Source organism: Mesorhizobium sp. M8A.F.Ca.ET.161.01.1.1, from assembly GCF_004792105.1.
Lineage (GTDB): Bacteria > Pseudomonadota > Alphaproteobacteria > Rhizobiales > Rhizobiaceae > Mesorhizobium.
Genome location: NZ_SRTD01000002.1, coordinates 155,416 through 167,645, shown reverse-complemented (window position 1 = coordinate 167,645; position 12,230 = coordinate 155,416). Strand labels below are relative to the sequence as shown.

The window sequence follows — 12,230 nt, the reverse complement described above, 5'->3', positions numbered from 1 at the left end:
ATGCCCCATGCTGTTTGCTCATCGAGGCGCCATGGGGGCAATGGTGCCTGAATCCATAAATTCACTTGTGAAGGTGCCGACGAGTCAGCACCACAGCTAAGCCTAGAACATTTCTTTCAAATCTCAAGGGTTGCTTTTGATCAAATGCAATTTAGTTTCGTCTTATGCCTCCGATGCGGCCCTGCCGATCCTGGCCATTTCGACCAGGGCGGGACGTAATTCCGAAGCCTTTACCAGCGGTTGCGGGAAGAATACCCGGCAGACATTGTCCCCCGACACCAGATCCATGCCATCGGCGTCCAAACCGGCGATCGTCCAGCCATCACCAGGTGCCTTGGCGAAATGACGGGCATAGATGGCGATCGCGTCGAGATGGTCGGCATTCATGTGCTCGACGGCCGATTGTTCGCTTCCGGCAAGTTCCTCGATGATGGGCCCATTGGTGAGGAGGTCGGCCCGTTCGAGCAGATAGGCCTTGCCGAACCCGCCGTTGAGGCTGGCGCGTTGCGGCTCCAGGCGAAAGATCGAAAAGTCGCCGAGCCCGGCATAGAGGCTCGCCTTGGGATTGCGGTTGAGATAGCGGCGCTCGGCGCGGGCATGCGCCTGCGAGCCGCGCTCCAGCCGCGATGCCTGACAGACCAGCGTCAGCCGCGGATGCGCCAGCGGATCACCTTTGCCGGGTTCGCCAAGCAGCAGGGAACAGCGCGGATCGGCAAGCAGGGCCGACGTGTGCGCCGCGAGCATCGACACCAGAATGAGCGGCGCGCCGTCGATGTCGGTCGCGACGCCGACCCGGCTCGCCAGCGGCGCCCCGGTCCGTGGTTCCAGCACCGCCAGGGCGCCGAAGCGGGCACTGCGCAGAAGCGTTTTCGCCAACCGGATCGCCTCGGCGTCGGTCTCTCGGATCACATCCCTATCTTGATTTCGCTGCATCGAAGCGCTCGCCACAATTTGTCTCGCTTGTCGGTGTTGCCGGCCGGATTCGGTCTTCCGCCAACTTCGGCTCGCACTATTTCGGCGCCATGCGGATGGCGCCGTCGAGGCGGATGGTTTCGCCGTTCAGCATCTGATTTTCGATGATGTGCAGGGCAAGTGCGGCATATTCGGAAGGTTCGCCGAGGCGTGAGGGGAAGGGCACCGCGGCGCCCAGCGAATCCTGCACGTCCTGCGGCATGCCGGCCATCATCGGCGTCTTGAAGATGCCGGGCGCGATGGTGCAGACCCTGATACCGGAACGGGCGAGATCACGCGCCACCGGCAACGTCATGCCGACCACGCCGCCCTTGGAGGCGGAATAGGCCGCCTGGCCGATCTGGCCGTCATAGGCGGCGACCGAGGCGGTGTTGACGATGACGCCGCGCTCGCCGCCCTGCAGCGGCTCGAGCTTGGCGGCGCGGTCGGCAACCAGGCGGATCATGTTGAAGGTGCCGATCAGATTGACCTCGATCACCTTGCGGTACTGGTCGAGCGGATGCGGGCCGTCCTTGCCGATCGTCTTCACGCCAATGGCGATGCCCGCGCAATTGACCAGGATGCGGGGCTCGCCCAGCTTGGCGGCGACATCGGCGAGGGCGGCGGCACCACTGTCGGCACTCGCGACGTCGCACCGGACGGCGATGCCGCCGATCTCGGCCGCGACCTTGGCCGCGCGCTCGATGCCGACATCGAGGATGGCGACACGGGCTCCCTTGGCGGCAAGCGCGCGCGCGGTTGCCTCGCCAAGGCCGGAGCCGCCGCCGGTCACGATCGCGATCTGGCCGCTGGGATTCATGGTGTCATCCTTCCTGTGAGAACGGGCTTCCTATGAGACGGGGACGGATCAGGCCCGGATCGACCGACGAGGTCAAGATGGAGCAGTTCGCCGTCTTGCAGAAACGGCGAACGCAGCCCCGTTCATACCCTTCGCGAAGCTGCTTCAGGCGTGCTCGACGATCCTGGCCTGGCTGGCGTGGCCGACCTCGCCCGAAAGCCTGGCCACCGCGCCTGGCGTGATCTCATGCGACAGCAGCCGGTCGAGGTCGACAGGCCGCGGCATCGAAATCTGGCCGCGCGGTATGCGCTTGAAGCCGAGCGGCCCGTAATAAGGCTCGTCGCCGACCAGGATCACGGCGGGTGCACCGGCCTTGGCGGCGGCCTCCAGTGCGATCGCCACCAGCCGGCGGCCGATGCCGAGATTCTTGAAGGCGGGCCGTACCGCGAGCGGCCCAAGCATCAGCGCCCGGCCGGCACCGGCCGCTATGCGCGTCATGCGCACCGAGGCGACGACGAGGTCGCCGTCGACCGCGACAAAGGACAGAGCACGCTCATGCCCACCGGCCTCGCGGATCTTGTAGGCGGCCAGCACGAAACGGCCGGGCCCGAAGGCCTCGTCATTGATTGCTTCGATTTCAGGATCGTGCGCCGGGGTTTCCGGCAGGTACTTCACGTCGGCAAGGCTCATGGTCTTTGCGTTCCGGTAGAGGAGGAAAGGTTGCTGCAACGGCAGCATTCGCCAGTCAGCGCTTCATCAAGCGCGGGCGCCCTTTCGTCGTCGGTCAAACCGGATCAAAGCAAAATCGAACATGCAAAGTGTCCGCTAGCATCAATTTTGCGCCGCCGCAATCGACCCGTCCGCTGGCCCTATCGATTGACGATCTGTTCAGTTCTGACTAATTCCGTCTTGCCGCATCGCGCTCTACATGAGGTGGAAACGCGAAAGGATATTCCATGGGATTGTTGGTCGACGGTAAATGGCAAGACCGCTGGTATGACACCAAGGACAGCGGTGGCAGGTTCGTGCGGCCGCAATCGCAGTGGCGAGATTGGATCACGCGCGACGGTGCACCGGCGGAAGGCCGCGGCCGAGGCTTCAAGGCGGAGCCCGGCCGCTATCACCTTTATGTTTCGCTCGCTTGTCCCTGGGCGCACCGGACGCTGATCTTTCGCGCGTTGAAGAGGCTCGAAGGCATCATCTCCGTCTCGATCGTGCATCATTTCCTCGGCGCCAACGGCTGGACGTTTGTCGCCGAGGACGGCGCCACCGGCGACACGCTCTATGGCCTCGAGTTGCTGCACCAGATCTACACCAGGGCGGATTCCGCCTATTCGGGCCGGGTGACGGTGCCGGTGCTGTGGGACAAAAAGGAACAGACCATCGTCTCCAACGAATCCTCCGAAATCATCCGGATGCTCAACTCAGCCTTCGATCAATGGGGCGATGCCGGCCTCGATTTCTATCCCCAGGCACTGCGCGGCGAGATCGACGCGATCAACGCGCTGGTCTATCCCTCCGTCAACAACGGCGTCTACCGCGCCGGCTTTGCCACCACGCAGGCGGCCTATGAAGAAGCGTTCGGCGAGCTGTTTTCGACGCTCGATGGGCTGGAGGACCGCCTGTCCAGGCAACGCTATCTGGTGGGTGACCGCATCACCGAGGCCGACTGGCGGCTGTTTACCACTCTGGTGCGCTTCGACCCGGTCTATGTCGGCCATTTCAAGTGCAACCTGCGCCGCATCGCCGATTATCCGAACCTGTCGAACTATCTGCGCGACCTCTATCAGGTGCCCGGTGTGGCGGGGACGGTGAACCTGCATCACATCAAGGCGCATTATTACGGCAGCCACGAAACGATCAATCCGACGCGGATCGTGCCGGCGGGACCGGAGCTTGACTATGGCGCGCCGCATGATCGGGCGAAGTTCGCGAGGGCGGCGGCCTGATCTACCAATAGGGCGATGCTGGCACGCCGCGGAAAACCTCGGCGATCCGCCGCAGCGTCGCCGGTGTGGTGCCTTCCGGCAAGCGATCGAGTGGAAAAAAGCCGGCCTCGGCGATTTCATGGTCGGGCCGTTTCGGCGCGGTCTGGCTGAAATTTTCGATGAGATAGAAGCCGACATGGTCGCGGCGGCTGGCGCGGCGGTTGAAGTGCATCGACTTCAGCACCGGCGTGGCGGCCATGGCGATGTTGCCCTCTTCGGCGAGTTCGCGGGCCAGCGCCTCGGCCAGCGTCTCGCCAACCTCGACGCCACCGCCGGGAAGCTGCCAGCCGGGCACATAGGTGTGGCGAATGAGGAAGACGGAATTGGTGGCGGCATCGTGGATCAGGCCGCGCACACCGAGCGTCATCGGCCGCCGCAGCACGAAATAGAGATGGAACAGCCGGGCCCTCAACCCCGCCCAGCCGGTCTGGCGGAACGCGGCTTCGTCGTCGGTCGGCATCAGTAGCGAAACCGTGGGTGGAAAGCGGCGTGCACGTCGCCTATGAAGGAGGAATGTTCAGGCTCGCGCATATTTCCGATGTCCATCTGGGGCCGCTCCCCGATGTATCCTATCGCGATCTCGCCTCCAAGCGCGTGCTCGGCTACGTCAACTGGCAGCGCAACCGCCGCCGCCACATGCACGATGCCGTCATCGACGCCATCGTCGCCGACATCAAGGCGCAAAGCCCGGACCATCTCGCTGTCACCGGCGACCTCGTCAACCTGGCGCTCGACGGCGAGATCGAGATGGCCAAACACTGGCTCGAGACGCTGGGGTCGGCGCATGACGTTTCGGTCGTGCCGGGAAACCATGACGCCTATGTGCCCGGTGCCTTCGACAAGATCTGCCGGTCATGGGCGGCGTGGATGAGCGGCGACGGTGTCAACACGCCGGTCGATCGCAATGCATTTCCCTATCTGCGCGTGCGCGGCAATGTCGCGCTGATCGGCGTCTCGACGGCGCGCGCCACGGCGCCCTTCATGGCCAATGGCTTCTTCATGGAGGGGCAGGCGGCTCGCCTCGGCAAGATCCTCGAGAGCGCGGCGAAGCAAGGGCTGTTCCGTGCGATCATGATCCACCACCCGCCGGTGCGGGGCGCCGTCTCCCAGCACAAGCGGCTGTTCGGCATCGCCCGCTTCCACAAGATCATCCGCCGCCATGGCGCGGAGCTCGTGCTGCACGGCCATTCGCACCTGCCGTCGCTGTTCCAGATCGGGCCTCGCGATGCAAAGGTCCCGGTCGTCGGGGTCGCCGCCGCCGGCCAGGCGCCGGGCGGCAATCACCCGGCAGCACAGTACAATCTGTTCGACATCGACGGCGAAAAGGGAAACTGGCGCATCCGCCTGACGCGACGCGGCCTGACCGGACCGTCCATACCGCCTTCCGATCTGCAGACCGTGGAACTCGGTGTCGAGCCCGACGCGGCTATGGTCGCCAGTTGAGAACCATGGCCGAGACGCGGTCCCACAACAGCGCCGCCGACACCGCGAGACCAACAAGTCCGCCGGCGGCGACCAGCCCAAGGCCCGACAGGAAGGCCGACCAGCCCTTGCCTTGCGTCGAGGCTCGCAGCGGCGGCTCGGCTTCCGTGACCTCGGCGCGTCTCATGCCGGCGACCGCCGGCTCGACGCCACCCTCCATCATTCTCCGGCGTTCGACGATGCGCTCGGCGACATAACGCGTCACGGAATCGGCGACCGGCTTCATCTCGGTCGATTCGGCAAGCACGACACGGCCAATGCGAGTGTCCTTGAGGAAGCGGTAGGTGCGGCGGTCGCGCCCCATCGCGACATGGCTGACGGCGTCGATCCACAGGCGCGGCTGTAGGCCCGAGGAGACGACAAAGTCGAAATTATCCATGTCGGCCGGAACATCGGCAAAGACGGGCGCGAGGTCCGCGGCCAGGAGGTCGAGGCGCATGCGGTGCGCCTCGCGCATGTCGACGACGACATCGTCGCGGTCAGCGAAGGCGTTCTTCACGTCACGGATGGCATCGGACAGTTTGCTTGACGGATCGATCTTCTCGCCTGTGTCCTTCATCGGCGTCTGCCTCGCGGGGTTGGTTAACACGCAGTTAACACAGCCGCCGGCAAAATGCACTGGCGCGATCAAGACGGCGAGGCGCCCGGGTGGTGTCGCGCTGGCCCAGCCGGTCTCGGCTAATTCGGGCGCAAGGGCCTGGCACGGCGGTTCATGTTGCGCCGGATGATCGTGGCGATCAGCTCTGGCGCCTCCTCGATCAGCATATGGCCAGCCCCCGGGACGTGGTGCACATGAAATTGCACGGGCAGATTGTCGGTGTGGGCAACGGGTAGCATCGGGTCATCGCTTCCCCATACCACCATCACCGGCATGGTCAGTGTTTCCAAGCGGTCGCGCGGGATGACGCCCTGCCGGTCTTGGCTGGTCATGGCGGCAGCGATCTCGATGAGTTTCTCGACCTGGCCGGGCCGCCCGCGCATGTCCCCAAGGGCGTCCACGGCGTGATCGATGGGCCGCGTCTGTGGTCCCGACATCGCCGAGAGGCACGCCTGGATGTCGGATGGGTCCCTTGCGGCGGCAAAGCGGCGCAACAGCGGACCGTTGATCTCGGCGCCGAAGCCGCCAGGCGCCAGAAGTGTCAGCGACGCCACCTTCTCGGGCTCGGCCAGCGCCATCAGCGCCGCCACAGCGCCGCCCATCGAGTGGCCGACCAGATGAACGCGCTTTACCGATCGCGCGGTGAGATCGGCCAGGACGGCCCTTGCCGCCAGCTTGGCCGGGCCGGCACCGGGGAAATCGAGCGACAGCCCGTGCCCCGGCAAATCATAAGCGAGTGTGCGCACCGCAGGCGACAGCGCCGGGATCACTTCGCGCCAAATATCGTGGCAGCCGCCGAAGCCATGCAGCAAGACGATGGCCTTCGAGCCAACACCCTTTTCGGCGGCGTGAAGCGATGCGATCATGAAATCTGAGAGCTTTATTGCGGAACGGCAAGGTAGGAAATGCGGGTGGTTTGCTCCTTGTCCAGAACGATGGCCAGTAAAATCTTCACGACGACTAGCGCTTGCGACCTCTCGATCTCGCGGGTTCGCGCGACAAAGCCGGCAAATCAGTCATATCGGGACTTTGCCACCTGCTTTCGGCGGCCAACAATTCGATTGGTCCAAACAGTCCTGTTCGGAGGACGTCAGCTCGCGTTGCCGAGGCCTGCCGCGCGCAGGGCTCCAACCAGCCGCTCGGTCAGATCGGGCGGATATTTCCGGTCGATGAAGGTCGCGCGCGGGTCGGCGGCGAATTTCGGAAATTTGGCGGTCAGCTCGTCGACCAGCTTGCGCGCCAGATTGTCCTGACCGGCGATCTTGGCACCGATCAGCCGGGCGGCAAGATAGTGCGACTTCGTTGCGGTTGTTCTCAAAGAGGAACTGGCAATCGCGGCCTTGTTCGTGTCGCCAAGCATGAGTTCGCCGGCGAAAAGTCCAAAATCCCACCATGTCGGATGACCGCTGGAGGCGTCCACCGCCTGGGCCAGGATCGGCGTCCCCTCGGCATAGCGGCCGGCGAAAATCAGCCCGTAGCCATAAGCGGCGGCCATGGCGAGATCGTAGGGATTGAGGTCATAGGCCTTGCGCATCCAGCGCAGCGCCTCGTCGGCGTTGCCAAGACGGGAATTGATGTAGCCGTAGGAACGATGCGCGTAGGGACTGGTCGGCCCCATCTGCACGGCGCGATGGGCGAATGTCATCGCCTTCTCGATCGTGGCATCCGGCGGATAGGCGTAGTGGTCGTTCACGGCCTCCAGGTGGAGCGAGGCGATTTCCGAATAGACCAACGGTGATTTGGCGCCGTTTTCGGCGAGGGTTTCGAGGCAGCGATAGGCGGCCTCGTGGGTCCTGGCGTTCTGGTCGAGATAATATTTGTCGTTGAGCGTCAGGCATTGCGTGAGGGCGGTTTGTATGCCGCTCTGTTCGAGATAGCCGTAGATCGTGCCGGAAGCGGGAAGAGCGGACGTCAAGATGCCGGCTATACGGCTCTCGACGGTGGTCGGCGCGCTGTCGGCGGCGGTCAGGTTGCGCGACAAAAGCACCCGTCCGGTGGCCACGCTCTGCAGTTCGATCGTGATGTCACCCGTATCCGGTCCAGGCAGGATATCGAAGATGAAGCTCGTCGCGCTAGCGACCGGATCGGCCTTGTTGACGATGTCGCGACCGATGAAGTCGATCGTATCGAAGCCGCTCAGTCCGGCACGCAGCGTTGCGGCGACACGGCTGGCATCCGTGCCACTGGCCTTGACGGCGATGTAGACCAGCGGCAAAGCCTCGCTGGCGGCGGACGGCGCGATGCTGCCGGTCAGGGTCGCGGTCTCGAGCGTTGCCGCAGGGTCGCCGCCTGCCAGCAGCGCACCGCTGCCCTGACGCAATATCAGAACGCCGAGCATGGCTATGACCACGGCGATCGCCATCCAGAAGAAACGGAGATGGCGTGCCACCGAGGGCTCCGGCGCCGCCGCCGGTGCCAGCAATGCAGCGGCGGCAATGGCATCACCGGGGGGCTCGGATGGTGCCGCTACGGCTTCGATCTGCTCGGCGGGTTTCGCAGGTTCCGGCAAGCGGATCGCGTTGAGCTCATAGGCCGGGACATAGCTGCCGCGCGGTATCGCTATGCGAAACGGCTCCGCGACGCCTTCATTGGCGAAATATTGCTGCAGCAGCTCGCGTAGCCTGCCCGCCTGCACGCGTACCACCGCGTCGGTCGAAGGATCGAAATCGCCATCCTTGCCGAAGACATCCATGGCAATGGAAAAGCCCTTGAGCCGGTCGGCTTCGCCTGCCTGTTCGCGCTCGACAAGATAACGCAACAGCTTGCGTGCACGCTCGGATCGTCCGAACGTTTCGCTGGCAAGCAGTCGCTCTAGTGTCTCGCGCACTGCGGGGGCGGCAGGCGTGGCATGCTGCAAGTGTCGATCCTCTCGAAGTCGGCACAGGTTGAGGTGCGATCATATAGTTCCCGCACCGGCACACAAGTCTGCACCCATTATGCGATCGCGTACCTCACCGGAGAATTCTCCGGTGGTTAATAGCCTGCCGGTATCGGCCAGTGCATGGGCGTGAGAGCCAACATCAGCCAGTCGAGGCAAAGCCTTTCGAGGGCTTGAAAAATGGCGGCGTGGGGAGCTGTTCCTGCCTCCCGCGCCGCCGACCGGCCGATGCTAGCGACCGACGATACGATTCGCCGCTGACGTCACCGCTTCCAGCGAGGCGGCGACGATGTTGGTGTTGATGCCGGCGCCGAACAGTTTGCCCCCGGGATATTCCATCTCGACATAGGAGATGGCCGACGCGTTCGAGCCGCGCTGCAACGAGTGCTCGGAATAATCGAGCACCGACATGTCGACGCCGACATGGCGCGACAGCGCATCGACGAAGCCGTCGATCGGGCCCGTGCCGGTGCCTGATATCGTCACTTCCTTGCCATTGTCGAGGATGACCGCCTCGATCACCCGCCGGCCCTTGACCTCGGTATCGGGATAGGTGTGGTGGTCGAGGAATTTCAGCCGCGCGCCCGGCTGGTCGACATAGGTCTCCAGGAAGCGCTCGTAAATGCGCTTGGCCGGAACCTCCTTGCCTTCGGCATCGGTGATCGCCTGGATCGCCTGGCTGAACTCGATCTGCAGGTTGCGCGGCAGATTGAGGCCGTAATCGGCCTGCAGCACATAGGCGATGCCGCCCTTGCCCGATTGCGAGTTGATGCGGATGATCGCCTCGTAGCTGCGGCCGACATCGGCCGGGTCGATCGGCAGATAGGGCACTTCCCAGTGCGGCGTGTTGGCCTTCTTCAGCGCCTTCATGCCCTTGTTGATGGCGTCCTGGTGCGAGCCGGAAAAGGCCGTGTAGACGAGTTCGCCGACATAGGGATGGCGCTCGGGAATCTTCAGCTGATTCGAATATTCATAGACGTCCTTCATCCGGTTGATGTCGGAGCAGTCGATGCCCGGATCGACGCCTTGCGTGTACATGTTGAGCGCCAGGGTGACGATGTCGACATTGCCGGTGCGCTCGCCATTGCCGAACAGCGTGCCTTCGACGCGGTCGGCACCAGCCATCAGACCGAGTTCGGTGGTGGCGATGCCGGTGCCGCGGTCATTGTGCGGATGCAGGGAGATGATCAGGTTTTCCCTGGCGTCGAGGTTGCGGCACATCCACTCGATGCGGTCGGCATAGATGTTGGGCGTCGACATCTCGACGGTCGACGGCAGGTTGATGATCAGCTTGTTGTCAGGCGTCGGCCTGACGATCTCGGTGACGGCGTTGCAAATCTCCAGCGCGACCTCGAGTTCGGTGCCGGTGAAGCTCTCCGGCGAATATTCGAAACGGTAGCCGCCGCCCGCCTTGGCCGCCATGTCGGTGATCATCTTGGCGGCGTCGGTGGCGATGCGCTTGATGCCGCCGACATCCTTCTCGAAGACGACGCGGCGCTGCAATTCGCTGGTCGAGTTGTAGAAATGCACGATCGGGTTGGTGGCGCCGTTGAGCGCCTCGAAGGTGCGGCTGATCAGTTCGGGCCGGCACTGGACCAGCACCTGCAATGACACATCGGCCGGCACATTGCCTTCCTCGATGCACCAGCGGGCGAAGTCGAAGTCAGTTTGCGAAGCCGACGGGAAGCCGATCTCGATCTCCTCGAAACCCATGTCGAGCAGCAGCGCGAACATGCGCGCCTTGCGCTCGTGGCCCATCGGATCGATCAGTGCCTGGTTGCCGTCGCGCAGGTCGACCGAGCACCAGATCGGGGCCTTGTCGATCACCTTCGAGGGCCAGGTCCGGTCGGTGAGACCGACCGTAGGATAAGGTTGGTATTTTCGGGCTGCGTCCGGCATGCCCCGGCCGACCTGCTTGCCGGTCGCGGCCTCGCTGGCGCGGATGTCTTCTCGTGCGTTCATCGTCGTTTCTCCCGGCGGCTGGCGGTCCACCTTTCAGGCGGATGTGGTGCCAAGCGGCGCCTTTACCAGATTTTCGTTCGCTTGATATGATTTGCCAAGGAGCATGCGCTTGCGCGGCGGTTCGACCGCCGGGCGCTCCTTCAGCGAACCCGGCGATCGCCGATAAGGCCGAGAAGAAGCAGGGTCGAGGCAAGCGCGCGAACGGTCTCGCCGGCAAAGCCGGTCTGACGGGAAGCGGTGGTGGCGCGCGTGTTCATGGCCGCTCTCATACAGGAGCGGCCTGTTGGAGGCAAGCGGGGCCGGCCCGGTCGAATTTTATCCCTAACGCGGATGCTCTTCCCCGCGCGCTGCAAATGCGCCAGACTTGAACGGTGGCGGGGTGCCGCCGGCAGGGGTCATCCATGAATTTCGTGTTCTTCTCGCCGCATTTTCCCGCCAACGGCGCCGATTTCTGCGACCGGCTGAAGAAGGCCGGCGCGACCGTGCTCGGGATTGGCGACGCACCCTTTGACGCTCTGGACGGCAAGCTGAAGGCAGCGCTTTCGGAATATTACCGTATCGCCGACATGGAAGACTACGATGCGGTGTTCCGGGCGATCGGACATTTCATCCACAAATGGGGCCGCATCGACCGGTTCGAATCGCTCAACGAGCATTGGCTGGAACTGGAAGCCAACATCCGCACCGACTTCAACATCTACGGCACCAAGCTCGATTTCGTGAAGAATCTGAAGCGCAAGAGCCGCATGCGCGCCTTCTTCCGCAAGAGCGGCGTCGAGACCATCGCGCAGCGCAAATGCTCCGACCGGGCCGGCGCCATGACCTTCATCCGCCGCGTCGGCTATCCCGTGGTGGTAAAACCGGATTCTGGCTCCGGCGCTTCGAACACGTTCAAGATCTCGAATGCGAAAGAGCTCGACCAGTTCTTCCGGGACAAGCCGGAGGATGTGACCTTCGTCATGGAGCAGTTCATCGAGGGGCTGGTGGTGACGTATGACGGGCTGGTCAACCGCGACGGCGAGGTGGTGCTGGCGGCCAGCCATCGCTACGACCAGAGCGTCATGGAGGTGGTCAACAAGGACCGCCACATGAGTTACACCTGCTTTCCCCGGATCAGGCCTGTCGTAGAGGAGGCCGGCGGCAAGATCCTGAAAGCATTCGACGTGCGCGAACGCTTTTTCCACATCGAACTGTTCGAGACCAGGGACGACCGCATCATCGCTCTGGAGGTCAACATGCGCCCGCCCGGCGCCTGGATGACCGACGCGATCAACTACACGTTCGACATCGACGTCTATGCGGCCTGGGCAGACATGGTCGTGAGGGACGCAGCCGGCGGCCCCTATGAAGGCAAGTATTTCACCGCCTATGCCAGCCGCAAGCGCCACCTCGACTATTTGCACAGCCATGCGGACGTGCTAGCCGCGCACCGCGACAAGATCGTCCACCATCAGGCCATCGAGAAGGTTTTCAGCCGCGCCATGGGAGATTACGCCTACCAGATGCGCTCGAAGGATCAGGCGGAGCTGCGCGAGGCGGTTGCCTATATCCACGCGGAAAAGGCTTGAGGAC

Annotated in this window: 11 protein-coding genes; 3 read left to right on the top strand and 8 right to left on the bottom strand. The window is 63.7% G+C overall.

From position 1 onward, the window contains the following. Positions 1–162: 162 nt before the first annotated feature. From EN804_RS05730 to EN804_RS05720, 3 genes are all read right to left on the bottom strand, one after another. Positions 163–933 (bottom strand): HugZ family protein, encoded by a 771-nt coding sequence (locus tag EN804_RS05730; RefSeq protein WP_135918834.1) that lies wholly within the window; start codon positions 931–933, stop codon positions 163–165. A gap of 76 nt (positions 934–1,009) precedes the next feature. Continuing rightward, positions 1,010–1,771, bottom strand: a complete 762-nt coding sequence (locus tag EN804_RS05725; protein WP_127280714.1) for a 3-hydroxyacyl-CoA dehydrogenase — start codon at positions 1,769–1,771, stop codon at positions 1,010–1,012. Positions 1,772–1,915: 144 nt separating this feature from the next. Continuing rightward, positions 1,916–2,440 (bottom strand): N-acetyltransferase, encoded by a 525-nt coding sequence (locus EN804_RS05720; RefSeq protein WP_127280713.1) that lies wholly within the window; start codon positions 2,438–2,440, stop codon positions 1,916–1,918. 266 nt (positions 2,441–2,706) lie between these two features. On the opposite strand from EN804_RS05720, the gene EN804_RS05715 reads away from it, so the two are divergent. Then, on the top strand, positions 2,707–3,699 hold the full coding sequence (locus tag EN804_RS05715; protein WP_135918833.1) for a glutathione S-transferase family protein: 993 nt from the start codon (positions 2,707–2,709) through the stop codon (positions 3,697–3,699). Position 3,700: 1 nt separating this feature from the next. Here EN804_RS05715 and EN804_RS05710 read toward each other — a convergent pair whose 3' ends face one another. After that, on the bottom strand, positions 3,701–4,198 hold the full coding sequence (locus tag EN804_RS05710) for an NUDIX domain-containing protein (RefSeq protein WP_135918832.1): 498 nt from the start codon (positions 4,196–4,198) through the stop codon (positions 3,701–3,703). Positions 4,199–4,251: 53 nt separating this feature from the next. Here EN804_RS05710 and EN804_RS05705 point away from each other — a divergent pair, with 53 nt between their 5' ends. Continuing rightward, positions 4,252–5,181 carry a metallophosphoesterase gene (locus EN804_RS05705; protein ID WP_135915263.1) on the top strand — a complete coding sequence of 310 codons (930 nt, stop codon included), beginning with the start codon at positions 4,252–4,254 and terminating at the stop codon, positions 5,179–5,181. Here EN804_RS05705 and EN804_RS05700 read toward each other — a convergent pair. The 4 genes from EN804_RS05700 to leuA form a co-directional block, all read right to left on the bottom strand. Then, the gene (locus tag EN804_RS05700; RefSeq protein WP_135918831.1) at positions 5,165–5,779 is read right to left on the bottom strand and encodes a hypothetical protein; all 615 of its coding nucleotides are present in this window, start codon (positions 5,777–5,779) and stop codon (positions 5,165–5,167) included. The two genes, EN804_RS05705 and EN804_RS05700, sit on opposite strands and share 17 nt — an antisense overlap. Before the next feature lie 119 nt (positions 5,780–5,898). Further along, entirely contained in the window at positions 5,899–6,684 is a 786-nt protein-coding gene (locus tag EN804_RS05695; protein WP_135918830.1) for an alpha/beta fold hydrolase, read from the bottom strand. 224 nt (positions 6,685–6,908) lie between these two features. Continuing rightward, entirely contained in the window at positions 6,909–8,675 is a 1,767-nt protein-coding gene (locus EN804_RS05690; RefSeq protein WP_135865451.1) for a hypothetical protein, read from the bottom strand. A gap of 252 nt (positions 8,676–8,927) precedes the next feature. Next, positions 8,928–10,658 (bottom strand): 2-isopropylmalate synthase, encoded by a 1,731-nt coding sequence (gene leuA / locus EN804_RS05685; RefSeq protein ID WP_135915163.1) that lies wholly within the window; start codon positions 10,656–10,658, stop codon positions 8,928–8,930. A 401-nt stretch (positions 10,659–11,059) separates the two neighbouring features. Between leuA and EN804_RS05675 the strand changes: the two genes are divergently transcribed. Then, complete coding sequence (locus EN804_RS05675; RefSeq protein ID WP_127869801.1) at positions 11,060–12,226, top strand: ATP-grasp domain-containing protein; 1,167 nt, start codon at positions 11,060–11,062, stop codon at positions 12,224–12,226. Positions 12,227–12,230: the final 4 nt, after the last annotated feature.

Bases quoted from the DNA above. Each gene is read 5' to 3' on its own strand.
- EN804_RS05725 (WP_127280714.1), bottom strand. From the start codon at position 1,771: ATGAATCCCAGCGGCCAGATCGCGATCGTGACCGGCGGCGGCTCCGGC.
- EN804_RS05720 (WP_127280713.1), bottom strand. From the start codon at position 2,440: ATGAGCCTTGCCGACGTGAAGTACCTGCCGGAAACCCCGGCGCACGAT.
- EN804_RS05675 (WP_127869801.1), top strand. From the start codon at position 11,060: ATGAATTTCGTGTTCTTCTCGCCGCATTTTCCCGCCAACGGCGCCGAT.
- EN804_RS05730 (WP_135918834.1), bottom strand. From the start codon at position 933: ATGCAGCGAAATCAAGATAGGGATGTGATCCGAGAGACCGACGCCGAG.
- EN804_RS05705 (WP_135915263.1), top strand. From the start codon at position 4,252: ATGTTCAGGCTCGCGCATATTTCCGATGTCCATCTGGGGCCGCTCCCC.
- EN804_RS05710 (WP_135918832.1), bottom strand. From the start codon at position 4,198: ATGCCGACCGACGACGAAGCCGCGTTCCGCCAGACCGGCTGGGCGGGG.
- EN804_RS05700 (WP_135918831.1), bottom strand. From the start codon at position 5,779: ATGAAGGACACAGGCGAGAAGATCGATCCGTCAAGCAAACTGTCCGAT.
- leuA (WP_135915163.1), bottom strand. From the start codon at position 10,658: ATGAACGCACGAGAAGACATCCGCGCCAGCGAGGCCGCGACCGGCAAG.
- EN804_RS05715 (WP_135918833.1), top strand. From the start codon at position 2,707: ATGGGATTGTTGGTCGACGGTAAATGGCAAGACCGCTGGTATGACACC.
- EN804_RS05695 (WP_135918830.1), bottom strand. From the start codon at position 6,684: ATGATCGCATCGCTTCACGCCGCCGAAAAGGGTGTTGGCTCGAAGGCC.